General features: G+C 65.3%; 14 protein-coding genes and 2 pseudogenes. 7 read left to right on the forward strand and 9 right to left on the reverse strand.

Features of this window, described 5'->3' with window-relative positions:
• The first annotated feature begins 45 nt into the window (after nt 1-45).
• A complete protein-coding gene (gene pdhA / locus LRS12_RS16370; RefSeq protein WP_257845605.1) occupies nt 46-1107 on the forward strand; it encodes a pyruvate dehydrogenase (acetyl-transferring) E1 component subunit alpha in 1062 nt (353 codons plus the stop codon).
• A gap of 1 nt (nt 1108) precedes the next feature.
• Nucleotides 1109-2515 carry a pyruvate dehydrogenase complex E1 component subunit beta gene (locus tag LRS12_RS16375; protein WP_257845606.1) on the forward strand — a complete coding sequence of 469 codons (1407 nt, stop codon included), beginning with the start codon at nt 1109-1111 and terminating at the stop codon, nt 2513-2515.
• A 40-nt stretch (nt 2516-2555) separates the two neighbouring features.
• Here the strand turns inward: LRS12_RS16375 and LRS12_RS16380 are convergent, their stop codons facing one another.
• From LRS12_RS16380 to LRS12_RS16390, 3 genes are read right to left on the reverse strand one after another with little or no spacing between them, the layout of a single operon-like run.
• The gene (locus LRS12_RS16380) at nt 2556-3203 is read right to left on the reverse strand and encodes a TadE/TadG family type IV pilus assembly protein (RefSeq protein WP_257845607.1); all 648 of its coding nucleotides are present in this window, start codon (nt 3201-3203) and stop codon (nt 2556-2558) included.
• Entirely contained in the window at nt 3200-3829 is a 630-nt protein-coding gene (locus LRS12_RS16385) for a TadE/TadG family type IV pilus assembly protein (RefSeq protein WP_257845608.1), read from the reverse strand. The genes LRS12_RS16380 and LRS12_RS16385 overlap by 4 nt, the downstream gene beginning before the upstream one ends.
• Entirely contained in the window at nt 3826-5880 is a 2055-nt protein-coding gene (locus LRS12_RS16390) for a TadE/TadG family type IV pilus assembly protein (protein WP_257845609.1), read from the reverse strand. Before LRS12_RS16390 ends, LRS12_RS16385 begins: the two co-directional genes overlap by 4 nt.
• Before the next feature lie 109 nt (nt 5881-5989).
• On the opposite strand from LRS12_RS16390, the gene LRS12_RS16395 reads away from it, so the two are divergent.
• Nucleotides 5990-6634 (forward strand): hypothetical protein, encoded by a 645-nt coding sequence (locus LRS12_RS16395; protein ID WP_257845610.1) that lies wholly within the window; start codon nt 5990-5992, stop codon nt 6632-6634.
• A gap of 57 nt (nt 6635-6691) precedes the next feature.
• Nucleotides 6692-7171 carry an EF-hand domain-containing protein gene (locus LRS12_RS16400; RefSeq protein ID WP_257845611.1) on the forward strand — a complete coding sequence of 160 codons (480 nt, stop codon included), beginning with the start codon at nt 6692-6694 and terminating at the stop codon, nt 7169-7171.
• 1 nt (nt 7172) lies between these two features.
• Here LRS12_RS16400 and trmFO read toward each other — a convergent pair whose 3' ends face one another.
• Entirely contained in the window at nt 7173-8525 is a 1353-nt protein-coding gene (gene trmFO, locus LRS12_RS16405; protein WP_257845612.1) for a methylenetetrahydrofolate--tRNA-(uracil(54)-C(5))-methyltransferase (FADH(2)-oxidizing) TrmFO, read from the reverse strand.
• 219 nt (nt 8526-8744) lie between these two features.
• On the opposite strand from trmFO, the gene LRS12_RS16410 reads away from it, so the two are divergent.
• A complete protein-coding gene (locus LRS12_RS16410; RefSeq protein ID WP_257845613.1) occupies nt 8745-9305 on the forward strand; it encodes a lysoplasmalogenase in 561 nt (186 codons plus the stop codon).
• Here LRS12_RS16410 and LRS12_RS16415 read toward each other — a convergent pair.
• The 3 genes from LRS12_RS16415 to LRS12_RS16425 all read right to left on the reverse strand — a co-directional run bounded on the left by LRS12_RS16415 (nt 9281) and on the right by LRS12_RS16425 (nt 11161).
• Nucleotides 9281-9700 carry a hypothetical protein gene (locus LRS12_RS16415; protein ID WP_257845614.1) on the reverse strand — a complete coding sequence of 140 codons (420 nt, stop codon included), beginning with the start codon at nt 9698-9700 and terminating at the stop codon, nt 9281-9283. The genes LRS12_RS16410 and LRS12_RS16415 overlap by 25 nt on opposite strands.
• Nucleotides 9700-10536 (reverse strand): fatty acid desaturase, encoded by an 837-nt coding sequence (locus LRS12_RS16420; protein WP_257845615.1) that lies wholly within the window; start codon nt 10534-10536, stop codon nt 9700-9702. The genes LRS12_RS16415 and LRS12_RS16420 overlap by 1 nt, the downstream gene beginning before the upstream one ends.
• A gap of 76 nt (nt 10537-10612) precedes the next feature.
• A complete protein-coding gene (locus LRS12_RS16425) occupies nt 10613-11161 on the reverse strand; it encodes a GbsR/MarR family transcriptional regulator (protein ID WP_257845616.1) in 549 nt (182 codons plus the stop codon).
• A gap of 40 nt (nt 11162-11201) precedes the next feature.
• Between LRS12_RS16425 and LRS12_RS16430 the strand changes: the two genes are divergently transcribed.
• Together LRS12_RS16430 and LRS12_RS16435 are read left to right on the forward strand one after the other, a co-directional pair.
• On the forward strand, nt 11202-11591 hold the full coding sequence (locus tag LRS12_RS16430) for a VOC family protein (RefSeq protein ID WP_257845617.1): 390 nt from the start codon (nt 11202-11204) through the stop codon (nt 11589-11591).
• Nucleotides 11592-11594: 3 nt separating this feature from the next.
• Entirely contained in the window at nt 11595-12044 is a 450-nt protein-coding gene (locus LRS12_RS16435) for a DUF488 family protein (protein WP_257845618.1), read from the forward strand.
• On the opposite strand, the pseudogene LRS12_RS16440 reads toward LRS12_RS16435, so the two are convergent.
• Together LRS12_RS16440 and gyrA are read right to left on the reverse strand one after the other, a co-directional pair.
• A pseudogene (locus tag LRS12_RS16440) lies at nt 12034-12382 on the reverse strand (DUF952 domain-containing protein). The gene LRS12_RS16435 and the pseudogene LRS12_RS16440 sit on opposite strands and share 11 nt — an antisense overlap.
• Nucleotides 12379-15131: pseudogene (gene gyrA, locus LRS12_RS16445) on the reverse strand (DNA gyrase subunit A). The pseudogenes LRS12_RS16440 and gyrA overlap by 4 nt, the downstream one beginning before the upstream one ends.
• Nucleotides 15132-15242: the final 111 nt, after the last annotated feature.

Consider the following 15242-nt stretch of genomic DNA (forward strand, 5'->3'; position numbering starts at 1 on the left):
CGGGGCGATAACCGGCCTATAGGGCCGCTTCCGTCTTTCCCCAGGATGAGGATCATCGTGGCAAAATCCCCGGCCAAGGGCCGCACTATCGAACCGGCTCCGACAAACCGCGAGCGCCCAAACGAACCAAAACGGTACGAGGCATCGAAGGAGGAGCTGCTCGAATTCTATCGCCAGATGCTGCTCATCCGCCGCTTCGAGGAAAAGGCGGGGCAGCTGTACGGCCTCGGCTTCATCGGCGGCTTTTGTCACCTCTATATCGGCCAGGAGGCGGTCGCGGTCGGCCTTCAGTCGGCGCTGGACGGTGACAAGGACTCGGTGATCACCGGCTATCGCGACCATGGCCACATGCTCGCATATGGCATCGATCCCAAGGAGATCATGGCCGAACTGACCGGTCGCGCCGCGGGCATCAGCCGCGGCAAGGGCGGGTCGATGCACATGTTCTCGACCGAGAAGAAGTTCTACGGCGGGCACGGCATCGTCGGCGCGCAGGTTTCGCTCGGCGCGGGCCTTGCCTTTGCGCACAAGTATCGCGGGGATGGTGGCGTCGCGATGGCCTATTTCGGCGACGGCGCGGCGAACCAGGGCCAGGTCTATGAGACCTTCAACATGGCCGAGCTGTGGAAGCTCCCGATCATCTTCGTGATCGAGAACAACCAGTACGCCATGGGCACCAGCGTCAACCGCGCATCGTCCGAGGACCAGCTGTACAAGCGCGGCGAGAGCTTCCGCATTCCGGGCCTCCAGGTCGACGGCATGGACGTGCTGGCGTGCCGTGGCGCGGCCGAGGAAGCGCTGGCATGGGTCCGCGCCGGCAAGGGGCCGATCATCCTCGAGATGAAGACCTATCGCTATCGCGGCCATTCGATGTCCGACCCGGCCAAGTATCGCTCGCGCGACGAGGTCCAGTCGGTGCGCGAGAAGAGTGACCCGATCGAGGGCGTGAAGAAGGAACTGGAGGCGATCGGCGTCAAGGAAGACGAGCTGAAGGCGATCGAGGCCGAGATCCGCAAGGCGGTGAACGAGTCGGCCGACTTTGCCGAGCAGGCGCCGGAGCCGGATCCGGCCGAGCTGTATACCGACGTTCTGGTGGAGACGTACTGAAATGGCGATCGAGCTGAAAATGCCCGCGCTCTCGCCCACGATGGAAGAGGGAACCCTCGCCAAGTGGCTGGTGAAGGAAGGCGATACGATCAAGTCGGGCGATATCATCGCCGAGATTGAAACCGACAAGGCGACGATGGAATTCGAAGCGGTCGATGAAGGCACGCTTGCGCAGATTCTGGTCGCCGAAGGCACCGATGGCGTGAAGGTCGGCACCGTGATCGCGACGATCGCGGGCGAGGGCGAGGATGCTTCGGCACCTGCGCCCGTTGCTGCGAAGGCCGAGGCTCCGGCACAGGAGCAGAAGGCTGCCGAGTCTGAAGCTGGTGAGGATGGCGGCCCGAAAAAGGCCGACAGCGGCACCAAGCAGCTGGCGAGCGACAAGGCGGCGAGCGTCGCCGATCCCGAACTTCCTGCGGGTACCGAGATGGTCAAGACGACGGTCCGCGAAGCGCTGCGCGACGCGATGGCCGAGGAAATGCGCTCGGACGATCGCGTGTTCGTGATGGGCGAGGAAGTCGCGGAATATCAGGGCGCCTACAAGGTGACCCAGGGTCTGCTCGACGAATTCGGTCCGCGCCGCGTGATCGACACGCCGATCACCGAATATGGCTTTGCCGGCATCGGGTCGGGCGCGGCGATGGGTGGCCTCAAGCCGATCGTCGAGTTCATGACGTTCAACTTCGCGATGCAGGCGATCGACCACATCATCAACTCGGCCGCGAAGACAAACTACATGTCGGGCGGCCAGATGCGCTGCCCGATCGTGTTCCGCGGTCCCAACGGCGCGGCGAGCCGCGTCGGCGCGCAGCACAGCCAGAATTATGGCCCGTGGTACGCCAGCGTCCCGGGCCTGATCGTGATCGCGCCCTATGACGCGGCGGACGCCAAGGGGCTGCTCAAGGCGGCGATCCGGTCGGAAGACCCGGTCGTGTTCCTCGAGAATGAGCTGATGTACGGCCGCAGCTTCGACGTGCCCAAGCTCGACGACTGGGTGCTGCCGATCGGCAAGGCGCGCATCGTGCGTGAGGGCAAGGATGTCACGCTGGTCAGCTATTCGATCGGCGTGGGCGTCGCGCTCGAGGCCGCAGAGAAGCTGGCCGAAGAGGGCATCGATGCCGAGGTGATCGACCTGCGCACGCTGCGCCCGCTCGACACCGCAACCGTGCTCAAGAGCCTGAAGAAGACCAACCGCATGGTGGTGGTCGAGGAAGGCTGGCCGGTCTGCTCGATCGCGTCGGAAATCGTCGCGGTGTGCATGGAGCAGGGCTTCGACGACCTCGACGCACCGGTGATCCGCGTGACCAACGAGGACGTGCCGCTGCCCTATGCCGCGAACCTTGAGAAGCTCGCGCTGATCACGGCCGACAAGGTGGTGGCCGGGGTGAAGAAGGTTACATATCGGTGAGAATTGCGCGCTCCTCTCCACCAGGGGAGGGGCGCCCCGATCAGCAAGTCGACGCCGTGACGCCGCTGACCTGATAGACGCCGTTGGTGCCGCCCACCGTGTCGCGGCGGTCCCGCACCATCATCGACGCTTCCTCGCGAAAATTGGTGTTGGGCGCGAGCGACGCCTTCAGCAGCGGCTGATATTCGTAATAGACCTCGACATACATTGTCACGCCGTCGGTCGGCGCGGTGGCGAGGCGTCCGGTCTTGCCCATGCCGTTGAGGTTGGTCGCACCGGCATTGCCGTAAGCCGAAGTCTGCGCGGTCTTCGCGCCGCGGCAGCGTTGCCAGCGGATGCGGTTCTTGCCGCTGTTGGCGGGGTCCGGCTCAAGGCTGGAAATGATGACGCGGCCATGGGTGAACAGACCAAGCTCACCCGACTGAAGGCCGGCACCGGTCAGCAGGTCATTGATATCAGCTTCATTGATCGTCTTGGCTTGCAGCTGGCTGCCCGACCCGATCCGCGCGGCGTTGTCGGCCAGGTGCAACGCAATCTGGCTGATCCGCATCCGGCTGATAATGTAGTTGGTAAGCTCAGCCCCGGTCAGGCTGAGCGCCAGCAGGATCGGCAGCGAGAAGGCGAATTCGAGCATCGCCACCCCGCCCGTGTCGGCGCCCAGACGGCGGAGGGAGCGGAAACGGTTCATGTGCAGTTGCGCACCTGCATCGCGCCATAGTTACCCTGATCGCCAAAGGGCTGGTTGCGCAGCACCGTCGATGCGGTGATCGTGGTGGTGCGCGATCCGCCGATCAGGTTGTAGAAGGGGAACATCCGGGGATAGGTGGCGGAAACCGTGTAGAGCGTTGCGTCTTTCGCACCGCCCTGTCCGGCATTGCCACCGTCGCGATCCCAGACATTGTTGCGGTTGGCGTCCTCATAGGGTTCGCCGGCGTCGCACACGCCATTGCTGTTGGTGTCGGTCCACGTTTCCGCGCGCGCGGCGGCCGCCTCGCTGAAGGTCCGGTAGAAGCGGCGGGTGATGGTGATTGTCGCGTTATTCGCCAACGCCTTGGCCTGAGCCTTCACCTTTTCGTCCAGCAAAGCCTGGGTCGCCGTTTCGCCCCCGCTCTCAAGCGTCGAGTCGCGTGCGGTCTTTTGCACCACGCCCTGCAATGCAGCGCGGGTGTACAGCGTGTGGGCCACGTCGAAGGCGCCGAGCAGGACAAAGCCAAGGACGGGTGCCACCATCGCGAATTCGACGATGGTGGCACCCGACTCGTCGCGCCTGAGCGCGCCGGGGGCGAAGCGACGGAGGGAGAATCGCCGCTTCACTTCGTAAGTCTCAACTGGGAAATCTGGTCCGCGATCGAGCGGAAGGTGTTCTGCAGGTCGGTCGAGTTGCGCGCCGCGAAGTAGCGGCCGGTGGTGGCGCAGCTCTGCATCATCCCTTCGATCGTGGCGCTCTGCGCACCGAACCAGATCACCCACAGCGTGATGTTCTTGTTCTTGACCGCAGTGCAGATGGCCTGAGTCCGGGCGTTTACCTGTTGCGTGATCGTTCCAGTAGTCAGACAGCCGCCGGTCGGCGCGCTTGACGGATCCGTCGTGCGGCGGTCGAGCCAGGGGAAGCCATACGCGGCATAATCGGTGTCGCCGGTACACGCTTCGCCATCGGTCATGAAGATCAGGTGGCGTTCGATCTCACCGCCCTGGGGAGTATATTCATTCTCCGAGCGGAAGATTCCCGTCGGCGACACGAACCGTGCGCCCCAGAGCAGACCGATATCGTGATAGGTGTTGCCGCTCGGAGTCAGCCCGTTGACATAGCTCTCGAAGGTCGAGGCGGTCGGCCAGGACTGGAGCTTCTTGGCCTCTTCCGGACAATAATAGGGGACATTGTTGTAATAGTCGGTCGTCGTCAGCGCCTCGTTCCGGTCGAGCTGGTTCCACGATGTGGTGACGTCGCGTGCGAAGATCGCGCCGGGCAATGCCGGACCCCACAAGGTGGTCGCGTCGCCCGAGTTGGGGACGAGGTCGATGTCGAGATCCTTCGCGCCCGAGGGGATCGGGGCGTAGCTCGCCTGTGAGACGGTCGCGCGCTCCTCGATACACCCGTCCCAGTTCACGCTGCGCGCCGCGCCCTGATAGCCGATCGGCAGGCTGACCGAATTGTTCCAGCTGGTGCCGTTCTTCAGGCCGCTGATATTGTGCGTGATCTGCGCATAGCGCCAGCGGTTGAACGTCTGGACAGTCGTTTCAGTGCCCGTCTGTGGCATGCTGTAATAGCGCAGGAAATATCCGTCTGCGGTGCGCCGCTGGAACCGGCACCGTCCGTCCGTCGAGCGATAGTCCCGATAGCGATACTCGTACCATTCCGCGTTCTCGCGGGTGTACCAGGTGACAGTGCGCGGGTTGCCGCCTGACGTACTTTCGTTGAGTCGACCCGACTCACCCCCCCAGCTTGATGTGAGCTCATTGCCGGGCACCTTGGACTGGCAGTCGCTGGTGCTCGACGCGGTGGTGTTGGTGCTGGATGGCGCGTTGTTCCAACTACCTGAATCGTCGCGGTCCCACCCGGTACCCGTCTGCGTGGTCGCGCCGTCGGACCAGATTGTCTGGGTCGTCGTGGTGAACTGCGGCTCGCGCGACTGATAGGGCCAGCTGTCAGCGATATAGGCGGTGGGCAGCAGCTTCCCGACGTTCACATTGGTCGCATAGGGCATGAAGCCGAAGCGGATCTGGACCGTGTTGCTTGTGCCGCCTGACGGCGCACCGCCGACGCAATTCTCTGTTGTGTCGAGCCGGGCGACGGTTTCGTAGAAGCACTTCACCGCCGACTTCAGCGCTTCCATCTTGGTCTGGCTGTCGGTGTTGACCGCCTTGCTCGCCATCGACCCCGTCGTGTCGAGTACGAACATCACATCGGTATTGGGGAGGCGCATTTCGGCGTCGCAGGTGACGCTCAGCGTTTCTGTCGTCTTGCCCAGTACGCGCATCAGCGTCATCGGCAGCGTCGCGCTCGCGACGCCGGTCACCTTGCCGGCGCTTTCGGTGTAGCTCTTGGTCACCGAAGACGCGCCATAGGGCGTCTCCTGGATATTCGCGTCGAAGAAGCGTTCGGCGGCACCGCGCGCGGCGTAGTTGTTGAACGCCCATGTGCCACCGCCCATCTGCTTGCGCCCGGCAAGCGCACCGGCGTCGCAGGCATGTTGCAGCCGTGTCTTGACGATGTACATGCGGCTCAAGTCGACGCCGCCACCAACCATTCCCGCCAAGGGAATCAGCGATGCGGCGACGATGGCAAGCGTGTTGCCGCGCTTGTCGCGCGCAAGCGCGGCCATCGTGGCGCGAGCGCTGGTCACGGTGGTTGGGCGCAACGGCATGATATGGGATCCCCGGTTCCTGCATCTGCTATGCGCGAAGTTGGGCTAACGGGGATTGAAGGCGCATGGTTAACGAAACGATCAGGACTGTGTGGCGCGGAGTAGGCGGGTGATCGATGCCGAGCGCCGCCTGGTGATGACCTATGCGCCAAGCCCCGGGGCTGCGGCGGCGCTCGAAGCGCTGTTGGCGCTCGATGACAAACTCGCCGAAACGCTGCGCACCACGAGCGAGCCGATGCTGGGGCAGATCCGGGTGCAATGGTGGCATGACGCGCTGTCCCGGCTCGACGCCGCGCCGCCGCCGCCCGAGCCGGTGTTGCAGGGCATCGCGCGCGATGTGGTGCGAGATGGCATCACCGGGGCAAGGGTCGCGGAGATGGTCGAGGGGTGGCAGAGCCTGCTCCAGGCCGAGCTGGACGATGCGGCGCTGACGCTGCACGGCGCGCGGGGGGCGGACATTGTTCGCGATCGCCGGAGCGGTGGCGGGTGCTGCGGGGAGCGACCCGCTGGCGCTGGGGGCGAGGGCTGGGCGCTGGCCGATCTGGCTGGCAAGCTGAGCGATCCCGGCGAGGCAGCGGCGGCGCGCCGGATGGCGGAGGCTGCACTGGACGAAGCCTGCGGTGCCCCTTGGAGCCGGAATGGCCGGGCGCTGGGGGCGATGGCGCATCTGGCGCGGATGGAGCTTGCGGGCGTCGCGCCGGGTTCGCCGCAACGGACGGGACGGGTCTTGTGGCACCGAATAACCGGGCGGTGACGGCTTGCTGCCGCTGCTGAAGGCGTTAGCCTGTCGCGGCGACAGGGGAGAGTCGGCATGTGGCGATATTTTGCGGGCGGCCTCGCGGCGCTGTTGATGGCCGGGGCTGGGGTGTTTCTGTTCCAGGGAAGTGCGACCCGTGAACCGCTGCCTTCGCCTCCGCCAGCCAAGGCCGCGCAGAGTGGCGAGGCTGTCGAGGAGGTTGCCGAGGTTCCGCAAGCCCCCGACCGAACCCGGGAGGAGAAGCGGTTTGACCGCAATGACAAGGACAAGAACGGGCTGATTTCGCTGGCCGAATTGCAGCAGCCGCGGCGCAAGGCCTTTGCCAAGCTGGACAAGAATGGCGACGGACGGCTGTCGTTCGAGGAATGGTCGGTGCGGACCAGCGACAAGTTCGCCGCCGCCGACAAGGACAAGTCCGGCACGCTGACCCGCGCTGAATTTGCCACCACCGCGCCGAAGCGCAAGCCCAAGACCACCCCGCGCTGCGACTGCCGGGCCGAGGTGGCCAAGGCGCTGGCCGAGGCGGAGGAGTAGCTCAGGCCGCTTTCAGCCACTCCGCGAACGCCGCGCGGGCGCGGGCGGTGTAGAGGAGTTTGCGGTCGGCCTTTTTCGTTCGCCCCTCGATCGGCGGCATCAGGCCGAAATTGACGTTCATCGGCTGATAGGTTTCGACCTCTGCCGCGCCCGTAATGTGGCCGAGCAGCGCGCCGAGCGCGGTTTCGACCGGGGGTGGCGTCAGGTTACGGCCGAGGATTTCCGCCGCGGCGAAGCGGCCCGCAAGCAGGCCGATGGCGCTGCTTTCGACATAGCCCTCGCACCCCGTCACCTGCCCGGCAAAGCGGATATGCGGGCGGCTCTTCAACCGCAGGGTCGCGTCGAGCAGCTCGGGCGAGCGGATGAAGGTGTTGCGGTGGAGGCCGCCGAGCCGGGCGAACTCGGCATTTTCGAGGCCGGGGATGGTGCGGAACAGGCGCACCTGCTCGGCATATTTGAGCTTGGTCTGGAAGCCGACCATGTTCCACAGCGTGCCGGTGGCATTGTCCTGCCGTAGCTGGACGACGGCATAGGGCCAGCGGCCGTTGGGAAATTCGTCACACGCGGTCCGCGGATCGTCGAGCCCGACGCCCTTCATCGGGCCGTAGCGCAAGGTGTCGACACCGCGCTCCGCCATCACCTCGATCGGCATGCAGCCTTCGAAATAGGGGACGTTCTCCCAGTCCTTGAACTGCGTCTTTTCGCCGTCGAGCAGGCCCTGATGAAAGGCCAGATACTGGTCCTTGGTCATCGGGCAGTTGATGTAATCCTTGCCATTGCCGCCGGGCCCCACCTTGTCCCAGCGCGACTGGAACCACGCCTTGTCCATGTCGATGCTCTCGAAATGGACGATCGGGGCGATGGCGTCGAAGAATGCGAGCGCGTCGCTGCCGGTGGCGGCGCCGATGCTGTCGGCGAGGCCGGGGGCGGTGAGCGGGCCGGTGGCGACGATCGTCAGCCCCTCGACGGGAAGCTGGTCGATGCGTTCGCGGACGATGGTGATGTTGGGGTGGGCTTCGAGCGCGGCGGTCACACCTTGCGAGAACAGGTCGCGGTCAACCGCCAGCGCCGAACCGGCGGGAACCTTGTGCTCGTCGCCCTTGGCGATGATCAGGGAGCCGAGGTCGCGCATCTCCTGATGCAGCAGCCCCACCGCATTGCGCTCGGCATCGTCGGAGCGGAAGCTGTTCGAGCAGACGAGTTCGGCAAGGCCATCGGTCTGGTGCGCCGGGGTCATGTCGCCAGACCCTCGCATTTCGGACAGCTTCACGCGGATACCGGCTTGGGCGAGCTGCCACGCCGCTTCCGACCCGGCGAGGCCGCCGCCGATGATATGGACTAAATGGGCATTCATAGAATTCGAGCCTGACACCCGGTGGTGGGGAAACTTACAAAAATGGAGGGTTGTCATGCGCGCGCTTGACACATGTCCGGTGGTGCCGGACGCCTCTGTCGATGCCCTTACGCCAAGGCGGGGCTTGTAGGAAAGGGTATGGGATGGGGTGGCTGTTCGGGGCGGCTGTGGTCGCGGGGGCGAGCTATTGCCTGGAGGCATGGGGGCTGGTCGAGCCGGGTGCGTGGGGGGCCGGTGTGGAAGACGAGCGGCGTGGCATTGCTGGCGATCTGGGCGGCGACGCGGGCGCGGGGCACGGACGGGTGGTTGTTGACGGGGGCGCTGGCGTTGGGGGCGTTGGGCGATTTGTTGCTAGAGACGCACGGGCTGGTCGTCGGCGGCGCGGCATCTGCGGCGGGGCATCTCGTGGCGTGCGTGCTGTATTGGCGCAATCGGCGGGAGGCGCTGACGCCGAGCCAGCGGGCTTTCGGGTGGTTGCTCGCTCCGGCGACGATCGGGATTGCGGCGCTGTTTGCTGCGCCTACGGGTGGGGCGGTGCAGGCTGGAGCCTATTCGGCGTTTCTGGGCGTGATGGCGGCGCTCGCCTGGACCAGCCGCTTTCCGCGCTATCGCGTCGGGCTGGGCGCGGTGTTGTTCGTGGCGTCGGACCTGCTGATTTTCTCACGCTTCGGGCCGCTTGAAGGATCGGCGATCCCGAGCCTGTTGATCTGGCCCACTTACTTCGCAGCGCAGGCGCTGATCGCGTGGGGGGTGAGTCAGGCATTGTCCACGGACCAGTAGGTGCCGCGCCGGACAATCAGGGCGCAGATGCCCCCCGTGAACGCCATCAGGGCATAATGCTCCCAGCTGCTGGGTGTGCCGGGAATATCGAGCGGGAGGACGAGCGCCATGCCCAGCATCGCACCCGCTCCAGCCCAGATTTCGCGTCCGCGCGTTCGAGGCCATTTGACGCCGGCAAACGCCATGGCCGCTCCACCGACAACAATCGGGACGGCAGAGATCAACATGCCAATTGCTATAGACATCATCAGGACAGGGATGATGGTGAAAAGCCAGATAGGATCGAATGCGCCCGGATCGACCAAGAGGCTACCAAAGGTAACCGCGAGAACGAAGATCGGACCAGCGGCGAGCACCGCCCGAGCAACACCGCCCAAATAGGTAACACGACGCATTATTTTACTTCCTTCATCGCGTGAAATCCAAGCCGAACAGGCACCACCATCTTTGCCCCCAGCATTGGCGCAGCATTATCGATCCGCTCAGCGAGGAGCGGCAGGCGGCTCACCGGGACGGCCGGGAACAAATGGTGCTCCAGGTGGAAGAACATGTTGTAGCTGACGAGGTTGAGCAGGCGGCCGCGCTGCGTGCGGGCGATCAGGGCGCCGTCGCAGCCATGATGGGTGATCCACACCGCGAAGAAGGCGGTGAGGCACTGGGCGGTGACCATTGCGGCGATATGGTAGAGCAAAGGCGGGGACAGGGTCGCGAGCGCGGTGCCGATCACGGCGAGGTTGAGCGTCAGGTCGATTGCCATGCGCCGCCGCAGGACCGGGCCGCCGTTGCGCCAGCCATAGAGATGCGTCTCGAGCGGAAAGCGCGGGCCGAAGCACAGCACCTGCCACAGCGTCATCTGGCCGCAGCGGCCCTCGATATCGTCGTCGGTCCCGACCTTGCTGTGATGGTGGAGATGGTTGAACGCGACCGAGCTGTTGGAGCCGAGCATCACCGCGCTGAGCGCGTGGAGGACGACGCGGTGACCGCTCGGCCCGAAGCCAAGATTATGGTGGATCGCCTCATGGTTCAGCCGCAGCGCGGTGAGGAAGAACAGGAAGGAGGCGAGCGCGGCGAGCGGCCAGATGCCGAATGCGGCAGCGGTCAGCGAAACGGCGAGCCAGGGGATCGGGTGGAGGCACTCGACCAGCCCATCGCGCGGACGCATCGCCACCAGATCGCGCCAGGCTACGTGGCGGAGCGCGGGGTCGATCGTGTCGAGATGGTGCCGTGCCATGTCGCTTCTCCCTTGCTGTTATTTCTGTAAGATCAGAAACTGATGGATATGCGTTGTCGCCGGATGGAGTGGGTGGTCAGTCCTTCTTTGAAGCGCCGGGAATGAACCGCGCGACCTTGCCGCCCAGCTTCATCAGCGTGACGAGCGTGGGCTTGGGCAGGACGCGGACCTGGTCGTACCATCCGCCGAGGGTGCCGATGAATTCGTGCATCCGCGTGACGCGTTCGCGCACCTGCGGCGGGGCGGATTTGTCGGCGGCGAGGCGCTGGGCGAGTTCGCCGAGCAGCTGGACGGTCGGGTCGATCTCGCGCCGCTTGCGCTCGGCGACGATGCGCATGAGCATGTCCCACAGATCGGTCTCCGCCACGAAATGGTCGCGGCGGTCGCCCTCGACATGGACGCGGCGGACGATGCTGTAGCCCTGTAGCTCTTTCAGACCCGTGGAGACGTTCGAGCGGGCGAGGCCGAGCGCCTCGACGATCTCTTCGGCATGGAGCGGGCGATCGGCGAGGTAGAGCAGGGCGTGGATCTGCGCGACGGAGCGGTTGACGCCCCAATGCGTTCCCATCTCACCCCAGTGGAGGATGAAGGCTCTTGCGTCGGGATGCTCTGCGAAGCGGGCCATGATGTAATTTCTGTAATTACAGAAATAAAGAGAGTCAATCATGATCGATCATATGGGTGTGGCGGTGCGCGACGCGGCGCGGTCCAGGGCATTTTACGAGGCGGCGCTGAAGCCGCTGGGGATGAAGTGCCTGACCGAGGTGCCGGCGGAGGAGAATGGATCGGGGGGTGCAGCCTATGGCTTTGGCGTCGAGGGCGGCGGCGAGTTCTGGGTGGGCGACAATGAGAAGGTCGGAGAGGGGACGCATGTCGCGTTCCGCGCCGCGACGCGCGCGCAGGTCGATGCATTCCACGAAGCGGCGATCGCAGCGGGCGGGCGCGATCATGGCAAGCCGGGGCTGCGGCCAAATTATGGGCCGAACTATTATGCGGCGTTCGTGTACGATCCCGACGGGATTAATCTGGAGGCGGTGTGCTACGCCGAGGAGTAGGCGATGAAGGTGTTCACCATCGGCTATGAGGGCGCGACGGTCGCCTCGTTCCTTGCAGCGCTGGAGCGGGCGGGGGTGCGGCAAGTGATCGATGTGCGGCAGCTGCCGCTATCGCGGCGGCCGGGCTTTTCGAAATCCTCGCTGGGCGCAGCACTGGCCGAGCGGGGGATCGGCTATGTGCACCTGAAGGCACTGGGCACACCAAAGCCGGGGCGCGATGCCGCGAAGAAGGGCGATCGGCGGACACTGGAGTCAGTTTATGCCAGGCAGCTCGAATTGCCCGAGGCGCAGGCGCAGGCGGCGCGGATGCGCGAGTTGATCGCGGAGACGCCGAGTGCGTTGCTGTGCTTCGAACGCGATCCGGGGATGTGCCACCGGACGCTGTTGCTCGATGCGGAGGGTGAGGGGGTCGAGGTGGTCGATCTGTTCGCCGACGACGCGCTCAGCCGGTGACCGGCAGCGCGACCGATCCGTCCTCCGCGCGTTCGAGCGGCGAATAAGCCACCACCGTCTCGAGCGTCAGTGCGCCGTAGAGGTGGGGGAATTCCGCGCCGCCGCGCGACGCTTCCCATTTAATCGCGTCGCCCAGCGCCTCCAGGTCGACCGCCGCAACCCACAGATCGGGCTGGTCGGCGAAATGCTTGTCGACCGTCTCGGTCAGCTGGGCGGCGGTGGAGAGGTGGATATAGCCGTCCTGGATGTCGATCGGCGCGCCGTCGAAGCTGCCCGCTTCAAGGTCGGCCATCTGGGGGGGCGGTCAAAACCTTGTAGGCGGTTGTCGGGCGGGTCATTCGCCGCCCTCCGTCCCCGAAGCGAGGTCGTCGCCCGGGGTTGCGTCGGGAACCGGAGCGGTTTCGGTATCGCCATCGGCCAGATTGACCTCGGCATCCTCTTCGCTCTCCTCGATCCGCGCGGCCGAGACGACATGTTCGTCCTGCGCGACGTTGAACAGCCGCACGCCCGCCGAACCGCGCCCGATGACGCGCAGCGAGCTGAGCGGAAGGCGGATCATCTTGGCCTGATCGGTCACCAGCATCAGCTGGTCCGACTGGGTTGCCGGGAAGCTGGCGAGCACCGGGCCGTTGCGGGCGATATTGTCGATATTGGTGATGCCCTGACCGCCGCGACCGGTGCGGCGATATTCATAGGCCGAGGACAACTTGCCATAGCCATTGGCGCAGACCGTGAGGATGAACTGCTCCTTGGCGCGCAGTTCCTCGAACCGTTCGGGCGACAGGTCGGGCTCGCCTTCCTTCTCCGCCTTCCACGGGGCGAAGCGCAGATACGCCTCGCGCTCTTCGGCAGTGGTGCCGACGCGATGCAGGATCGACAGCGAGATGACCTGATCGTCGCCCAGCAGGCGCATGCCGCGCACGCCGGTCGAGTTGCGGCTCTGGAACTCGCGGACCTCGTCGCCGGCGAAGCGGATCGCCTTGCCCGCGCGGCTGGCGAGCAGGACGTCGTCGCCCTCGTCGAGAAGCGCGACGCCGATCAGGCGATCGTTCTCATCCTCGCCCTCGAACTTCATCGCGATCTTGCCGTTCGACGGCACGTTGGTGAAGGCGTCCATGCTGTTGCGGCGGACATTGCCCTTCGCGGTCGCGAACATGACGTGGAGCTTGCCCCACTCCGCCTCATCCTCGGGCAGCGGCAAGACGGTCGAGATGGTTTCCCCGGCGGCGAGCGGGAGAAGGTTGACCATGGGACGGCCGCGCGTATTCGCTCCACCTTCGGGCAGGCGCCACACCTTCATGCGATAGACGCGGCCCAGGGTCGAGAAGAACAGCACCGGCGTGTGGGTCGAGGTGACGAACAACTCGGTGACGACATCCTCGTCCTTGGTCGCCATGCCGGCGCGGCCCTTGCCGCCGCGTGCCTGGGCGCGGAAGGCGTCGAGCGGAGTGCGCTTGATGTACCCCTGCATCGTCACGGTGACGACCATGTCTTCGCGTTCGATCAGGTCCTCGTCCTCGATCCCGTCGGCGGCGGCGGCGATTTCGGTGCGGCGCGGGGTAGCGTACTGGTCGCGAACGGCGACGAGTTCCTCGCGCAGCACTTCGTAGAGCTTGGCGCGATTGGCGAGGATTTCGAGCAGCTCGGCGATCGAATCGGCGAGTTCCTTGAGTTCGTCGCCAATCTCGTCGCGGCCCAGCGCGGTGAGGCGGTGGAGGCGCAGGTCGAGGATCGCGCGGACCTGGATGTCCGACAAGCGATAGGTGTCGCCGGTGATCTCGGTCTCGACCGCTTCGACGAGGCGGATGTACTGGGCGATCTCGGCGATCGGCCAGTCGCGCATCAGCAGCGATTCGCGTGCCGCAGCGGGGCTGGACGAGCCACGGATGATGCGGACGACTTCATCGAGGTTGGTGACCGCGATGACCAGGCCGAGCAAGATGTGCGCGCGGTCGCGGGCCTTGGCGAGTTCGAACTTCGAGCGGCGGGTAATGACCTGCTCGCGGAACTTGACGAACGCCTCGACGATGTCGCGCAGGTTGAGCAGTTCGGGGCGCCCGCCGCGGATCGCGAGCATGTTTGCCGGGAAGCTCTGCTGCGCCGGGGTGTTGCGCCACAGCTGGTTGAGCACGACTTCGGGCGTGGCGTCACGCTTGAGGTCGATGACGATGCGCACGCCCTCACGCGACGATTCGTCGCGGATGTCGCTGATTCCCTCGACCCGCTTTTCCTTCGCCGCCTCGGCGATTTTTTCGACGAGCGCGTTCTTGCCCTGCTGGTACGGGATTTCGGTGAGGACGATCGAGCGGCGCTCGCCGCGCTGTTCGGTGATGTAGCGGCTGCGCACGATGATCGAGCCGCGGCCCGACTGATATGCGTTGCGACAACCCGAACGGCCGAGGATCTGCGCGCCGGTCGGGAAGTCCGGGCCGGGCACGATCTCCATCAGCTCTTCGATCGTGATCGCGCCATTGTCGATATAGGCAAGGCAGGCATCGACCACTTCGCCGAGATTGTGCGGCGGGATGTTGGTCGCCATGCCGACCGCGATGCCGCCTGCGCCGTTGACGAGCAGATTGGGGTAGCGGGCGGGCAGGACCGTCGGCTCGCTTTCGGAGCCGTCGTAATTGTCCTGAAAGTCGACCGTGTCCTTGTCGATATCGTCGAGCAGCGACATCGCCACCTTGGCGAGGCGCGCTTCGGTGTAACGCATCGCCGCGGGGGGGATCGGGGTCCATCGACCCGAAATTGCCCTGGCCGTCGATCAGCGGCACCCGCATCGCCCAGTCCTGCGCCATGCGCGCCATTGCGTCATAGATCGAGCTGTCGCCGTGCGGGTGATATTTACCCATCACGTCACCGACCAGGCGGGCAGACTTGCGATACGCCTTGCCGGGCAGATAGCCGCCCTCCTGCGCCGCGTAGAGGATACGGCGGTGGACGGGCTTCAGGCCGTCGCGGACATCGGGCAGCGCGCGCGCCACGATCACGCTCATCGCGTAATCGAGGTAGCTGGTCTTCATCTCATCGACGATGGAGATGGGGGGTGATATCGGAAGGGTCCGCGAGGACGGTCTCGTCGGTCAAGAATCGGTGCTTTCGAAGGGTTGTTTCAGTGTTGTGACCGCTCTAGCGGGGCGGTGGCTACCTGCCAACCCCGCGCGCTCGCACGCGCGCGCACGCGAGGGCTGGCGGGCC

Source organism: Sphingomonas sp. J344 (assembly GCF_024700005.1).
Classification (GTDB): domain Bacteria; phylum Pseudomonadota; class Alphaproteobacteria; order Sphingomonadales; family Sphingomonadaceae; genus Sphingomonas.

Excerpts from the sequence above, each read along its gene's own strand:
- pdhA (WP_257845605.1), top strand. The coding sequence starts at position 46 with ATGAGGATCATCGTGGCAAAATCCCCGGCCAAGGGCCGCACTATCGAA.
- LRS12_RS16375 (WP_257845606.1), top strand. The coding sequence starts at position 1,109 with ATGGCGATCGAGCTGAAAATGCCCGCGCTCTCGCCCACGATGGAAGAG.
- LRS12_RS16380 (WP_257845607.1), bottom strand. The coding sequence starts at position 3,203 with ATGAACCGTTTCCGCTCCCTCCGCCGTCTGGGCGCCGACACGGGCGGG.
- LRS12_RS16390 (WP_257845609.1), bottom strand. The coding sequence starts at position 5,880 with ATGCCGTTGCGCCCAACCACCGTGACCAGCGCTCGCGCCACGATGGCC.
- LRS12_RS16400 (WP_257845611.1), top strand. The coding sequence starts at position 6,692 with ATGTGGCGATATTTTGCGGGCGGCCTCGCGGCGCTGTTGATGGCCGGG.
- trmFO (WP_257845612.1), bottom strand. The coding sequence starts at position 8,525 with ATGAATGCCCATTTAGTCCATATCATCGGCGGCGGCCTCGCCGGGTCG.
- LRS12_RS16415 (WP_257845614.1), bottom strand. The coding sequence starts at position 9,700 with ATGCGTCGTGTTACCTATTTGGGCGGTGTTGCTCGGGCGGTGCTCGCC.
- LRS12_RS16420 (WP_257845615.1), bottom strand. The coding sequence starts at position 10,536 with ATGGCACGGCACCATCTCGACACGATCGACCCCGCGCTCCGCCACGTA.
- LRS12_RS16425 (WP_257845616.1), bottom strand. The coding sequence starts at position 11,161 with ATGGCCCGCTTCGCAGAGCATCCCGACGCAAGAGCCTTCATCCTCCAC.
- LRS12_RS16430 (WP_257845617.1), top strand. The coding sequence starts at position 11,202 with ATGATCGATCATATGGGTGTGGCGGTGCGCGACGCGGCGCGGTCCAGG.
- LRS12_RS16435 (WP_257845618.1), top strand. The coding sequence starts at position 11,595 with ATGAAGGTGTTCACCATCGGCTATGAGGGCGCGACGGTCGCCTCGTTC.